5 protein-coding genes are annotated in these 5,184 nt (G+C 64.5%); 2 read left to right on the top strand and 3 right to left on the bottom strand.

What is annotated here, in order from left to right:
- Nucleotides 1-540: 540 nt before the first annotated feature.
- Together murA and ramA are read right to left on the bottom strand one after the other, a co-directional pair.
- Nucleotides 541-1,791: a UDP-N-acetylglucosamine 1-carboxyvinyltransferase gene (gene murA / locus O5O53_RS11515; protein ID WP_239307584.1), complete on the bottom strand. Its 1,251-nt coding sequence runs from the start codon at nt 1,789-1,791 to the stop codon at nt 541-543.
- 44 nt (nt 1,792-1,835) lie between these two features.
- Nucleotides 1,836-2,678, bottom strand: coding sequence for an acetate metabolism transcriptional regulator RamA (gene ramA / locus O5O53_RS11510; protein WP_181889639.1), 843 nt, complete (start codon nt 2,676-2,678; stop codon nt 1,836-1,838).
- Between the two features lie 267 nt (nt 2,679-2,945).
- Here ramA and cysK point away from each other — a divergent pair, with 267 nt between their 5' ends.
- Nucleotides 2,946-3,887 carry a cysteine synthase A gene (gene cysK, locus O5O53_RS11505; RefSeq protein WP_269512181.1) on the top strand — a complete coding sequence of 314 codons (942 nt, stop codon included), beginning with the start codon at nt 2,946-2,948 and terminating at the stop codon, nt 3,885-3,887.
- 266 nt (nt 3,888-4,153) lie between these two features.
- Nucleotides 4,154-4,753: a serine O-acetyltransferase EpsC gene (gene epsC / locus O5O53_RS11500; RefSeq protein ID WP_269512178.1), complete on the top strand. Its 600-nt coding sequence runs from the start codon at nt 4,154-4,156 to the stop codon at nt 4,751-4,753.
- Here epsC and O5O53_RS11495 read toward each other — a convergent pair whose 3' ends face one another.
- Nucleotides 4,754-5,044, bottom strand: coding sequence for a GNAT family N-acetyltransferase (locus O5O53_RS11495; RefSeq protein WP_269512175.1), 291 nt, complete (start codon nt 5,042-5,044; stop codon nt 4,754-4,756). It lies immediately after the preceding gene.
- Nucleotides 5,045-5,184: the final 140 nt, after the last annotated feature.

Raw genomic sequence — 5,184 nt, 5'->3', positions numbered from 1 at the left:
TTTCAGCAGAAACAGGCCGTGAAAAGCCCAAACCCAACCAAAAACAAACCAACCAACACAAAGTGCTGGACTGGCAAAATCCAAAAATTACAAAGGTTCACACCAACCCCCAACCCGACGGGGTCAAAAACACGGGGGTCGGCCAAAAAATACGTGAAACATGTTCAACCACACCCCACGCACACCGAACCAAACAGATAACGCGATCCATCATTGGAATTCAACCACGCCACCACCGGCACACACCCACAACAGGGCACACACCACACAGTGCACAAAACGAGGCAGGCAAACACACCCACGCAACAAAAGTACATTGGCACACTATCGAGTTCTCAAACAACACCAGCACACCCAAACCAACCCACACAACAGTGGACCAGCCTCAAGTGACTTTGGAATCCGCCAGCGATTGTTTTCCTGCCCGCCACACAAACCGGAAAGAATCTCACTCTCCAGCGGGGCGTTGTCGGTCTCGCTGACTCGATATAAGTTACACACACCCCACGCACAACACAAACCCGCAGCACAACGCGGGTTTTATGCGCGTTCTACATGTGCACCAAGCGCGTTTAACTGCTCGACAAAGGCCGGGTAGCCGCGGTCGATGTGGTGCACCTCGTGCACGGTGGTCACACCGTCCGCGACCAGGCCGGCGAGCACGAGGCCGGCGCCGGCGCGGATGTCGGAGGACCACACGTCGGTGGACGACAGGTTGTCCACTCCACGCAGCATGACATGGTGGCCGTCCACGTTGGCGTCGGCGCCCAGGCGCAGCATCTCGTCCACAAACCGGAAGCGGGCCTCAAAGACGTTCTCGGTGATCACGGATACGCCGTCGGCAATCGTCGCCAGCGCGATTGCCATGGGCTGCAGGTCCGTCGGAAAGCCGGGGTACGGCAAGGTCTGGTAGTCCACGGCGCGGGGACGCTGGTCCATGCGCACGCGGAACCCGTTGTCGTAGGTCTCCACGTTGGCGCCGGCGAGCTTCAGCTTCGACAGCGCCAGGTGCAGATGCCCGGGGGCGGCGCCGGTGACGGTGATGTCGCCCTGGGTCATGGCCGCGGCGTACGCCCAGGTACCGGCGACGATGCGGTCGCCGACCACCGTGTGCTCCGTCGGCGAGAGCGAATCCACACCATCGACGGTGATGGTGGACGTGCCCGCGCCTTCGATGCGCGCGCCCATGGAATTGAGCATGGAACACAGGTCCACGATCTCCGGCTCGCGCGCGGCGTTGTCAAGCACGGTGCGGCCGTCCGCAAGCACCGCCGCGGTGACGATGTTCTCCGTCGCACCCACGGACGGAAAGTCCAGCTTGATGGAGGCACCGGTGAGCTTGTCTGCCCGCGCCACCACCGCGCCGTGCTCGATGTGGGTGGTCGCGCCCAGCTTCTCCAGGCCGGACTGGTGCATGTCCAGCGGGCGCGACCCGATGGCGTCGCCGCCCGGGAGCGCCACGTACGCCTCGGTGCAGCGGGCGACCAACGGCCCGAGCACTGCAACGGATGCGCGGAACTGGCGCACCGCGTCAAAGTCCGCGTGCGGGGACACCTCGGCCGGGGTGTGGATGCGCACCACATCGCCTTCGATGTCCACCTCGCAGCCCAGCCCGACCAGGACGTCGCGCATCAGCGGAACGTCCAGGATCCGGGGGCAGTTGCGCAGCGTGGTGGTGCCTTCGGCCAGAAGGGCCGCGGCCATCAGTTTGAGCACGCTGTTCTTGGCGCCGTCGACGCGAACTTCGCCCGCAAGCCGGGCGCCGCCTGAAACCAAAAACCGTTCTTTCACGTCCGCCACAGTACAGAACCGGAGGGACGTCGATAAGCAATTGCCTACGGCAGAGCGCCGATGCGACGCGCGGCGTTGACCGCCTCATACCTGGTGTGAGCACCGAGTTTGCGCATCACGCTGCGCAGGTAGGACTTCACGGTCTCCGCGCCGATGCCCATCTCGGCGGCGGCCTCCACGTTGGTGTGGCCGAGCGCCACGCATGCGAGCACGTCGAGCTCGCGAGCGGACAGCTTGGTGGTCTGCTTCACGGCCACCGGGGAGACCAGCTGCTCACAGAGCTGCTCGAGCTCTTTGCGCAGCTTCTCGTCCTCCACACGGTTGGTCAGCATGCGCAGCTTGGAGTGGGTGGCGCGCACCTGCTCCCACTCGGCGCCGTTCATCGCGCGACCGGTCTTGGCGCCGGCGCGGTCCCCGCCGTCGGAAGAGCGCAGCGCCGCGTTGACGGCGAGCTCCTGCTCGAGGGTGCGCGCGGTCATGGCGACTTCCTCGATGACCTTGTCACCCAGACGCACAGGCGAGTGCACGCCGACGTACAACACGCCCCGAATCTCACGCTGCACGATCACCGGCACGGCCACGACGGAGTGCAGGCCCTCGTCCTGGATCTGCTGGTCGTACTCGTGGGAGATCACGGACGCTCGCGTGTAGTCGGCGATGCCCACTGCGCGGCGGGTGGACACGACCCTGCCGCCCACGCCAGCCCCCTCGGCGACGCTGAGGTTCTGCAGCGCCGGGGTACGCAGGCCGATCCACTGGGTGATTTGGATCCGGTTGTCCGACAGGAGAGTGCCGTACATGGCAACTGGAATTCCGGTTGCGGTCTTCAACGCGGTCAGTGCAGCACGGATCGCGTCATCGTCGTCCTTGATGCGCTGCGCATCCATCGTCATACGTGTCGCCTTCCACCGTTCCGGGGGCACCCGTTTGGGGAACACCCGAATCCGAACAGGACTCAAAAACAATCGTGATCATATCGCGCGAACGGGGGTAGCCAAACTTAGCCCCGCTCGAACGGCGCTTGATTCAACGCTTCCACGGCACCCAAAACGCCGGTCCGAACCATCCGGTACACACGAGACAAACCACCCGGTCTAGTTCGGGGTGTATGCTGAGCCTTAAACAAACTCAATCAACCCAGGAGGCAATCTCTCATGGCGAAGATCGCAAGCAACGTTCTCGACCTCATCGGCGGCACCCCGCTCGTCGAGCTGAAGGACATCACCGAAGCCCACGGCTCCAAGGCCCGCGTGCTGGCCAAGCTGGAGTTCTACAACCCGGCCAACTCCGTCAAGGACCGCATCGGCAAGGCCATCATCGAGGCCGCCGAGGCATCCGGCGAGCTGAAGCCGGGCGGCACCATCGTCGAGGCCACCTCCGGCAACACCGGCATCGCACTCGCACTCGCGGGCGCCGCGAAGGGCTACAAGGTCATCCTGACCATGCCGGAGACCATGTCCACCGAGCGCCGCGTGCTGCTGCGCGCCTACGGCGCAGAGATCGTGCTCACCCCGGGCGCCGCCGGCATGAAGGGGGCCGTGGAGAAGGCCAACGAGCTGGTAGAGCAGAACGAGGGCGCCATCCTGGCCCGCCAGTTTGAGAACGAGGCCAACCCGAAGATCCACTACGCCACCACCGGCCCGGAAATCTGGGAGGACACCGACGGCGAGGTGGACATCCTCGTCGCGGGCGTGGGCACCGGCGGCACCATCTCGGGCGCCGGCAAGTACCTCAAGGAGCAGAAGTCGGACGTCAAGGCCGTGGCCGTCGAGCCGGCTGCCTCCCCACTGCTCTCCAAGGGCGAGGCTGGCCCGCACAAGATCCAGGGTCTGGGCGCCAACTTCATCCCGGGCACCCTGGACCGCAACGTCGTGGACGAGATCATCGCCGTGACCAACGAGGACGCCGTGTCCACCTCCCGCGAGCTCGCGGTCAAGGACGCCATCCTTGGCGGCATCTCCGCAGGTGCGAACGTCAAGGCGGCGCTGGAGCTGGCTGCGCGCGAGGAGAACGCCGGCAAGACCATCGTGGTCATCATCCCGGACTTCGGCGAGCGCTACGTCTCCACCGTCCTGTACGAGGACATCCGCGACTAAGCACCTTTTGCTTAGCGACGAGCTGTCGCCCCTCCCCCGGCCCCGACACCATCCGGCGCCGGGGCGGGCGGGGCCCGAAACCCGCAAACCGGCTACCTACAACCGGCTACCCGTCGAAAACTCGGCTGGTAGCCGGTTGTAGGTAGCCGGTTTCTTCGTGCGAACGGACCGGTTCTGACGGGCTGGGCAGGGCTGGTCGGACCACCCATGACCCCGGGGGAATCTTTATCCCCACAAAAAATGAACCGCTTGGTACACTGCGCCCCATGCTTTCCCTGGCCGCAAAGGTAATTTCCACCGTCCGCGAGGACCTGGCAAACGCGCGCGAGCACGACCCGGCCGCGCGCGGCGACGTCGAAAACGCTGTCGTGTACTCAGGCCTGCACGCCATCTGGGTGCACCGCATCTGCCACGCCATGTGGGAGCGGGACTGGAAGGGGCCGGCGCGCATCCTGGCGCAGTTGAACCGGTTCTTCACCGGCATTGAGATCCACCCCGGCGCGACGATCGGCCGCAGGTTCTTCATCGACCACGGCATGGGCATCGTCATCGGCGAGACCGCGGAGATCGGCGACGGTGTCATGCTCTACCACGGTGTGACCCTGGGCGGTCAGGTGCTCACGCAGACGAAGCGCCACCCCACCATCGGCGACAACGTCACCATCGGCGCCGGCGCCAAGGTGCTGGGCCCAGTGACCATCGGCGCCGGCTCCGCCGTCGGCGCGAACGCCGTGGTGACCAAGGACGTGCCGGAAAACTCCATCGCTGTCGGCATCCCGGCGAAGACCCGCCCGCGCAAGACGGACGAGTGCATCAAGCTCGTAGACCCGGACAGCTACGTCGATCCGGGCAGCTACATCATCTAGTTAGGCGAGCAGGTCCCGGTACTGCGGGTTCTGCTCGATGTAGCGCTCCACCGCGGGGCAGGACGGGGTGACCTGCATGCCGTCGGCGCGGGCGTCGTCAAGCGCTGCCTGGATCAGCGGCTTGGACAGGCCTTGGCCGCGAAACTTGGGGTCCACCACGGTGTGCGGCAGGTCGCGCACGCCGTTCGCGTCGGTGTAGGTGGCAAAGCCGGCGACTTCTTCGCCGACGAGGATTTCGTACTGGCCGTCCGTTTCGTTCTTGCGCACGGATACTTCCGAGTTTTCAGACATGCGGCCGACTATATATGTGGGGTTAAGGGTCAAAAAGTGTGTCCAGAATCGCGGATTTTTAGGGATTGACCTGTAGGTTTCAGGAAAGTATATGCTTCCGGGGCATATATCTGGGTCTCGAGCGTTCAATCCTCGGTGTG

The organism is Corynebacterium faecium, assembly GCF_027257105.1.
In the GTDB taxonomy this organism is placed as follows: Bacteria; Actinomycetota; Actinomycetes; order Mycobacteriales; family Mycobacteriaceae; genus Corynebacterium; species Corynebacterium lehmanniae.
Note: the sequence above shows the minus strand (reverse complement) of the source record. Positions and strands in the feature narration are given on the sequence as shown.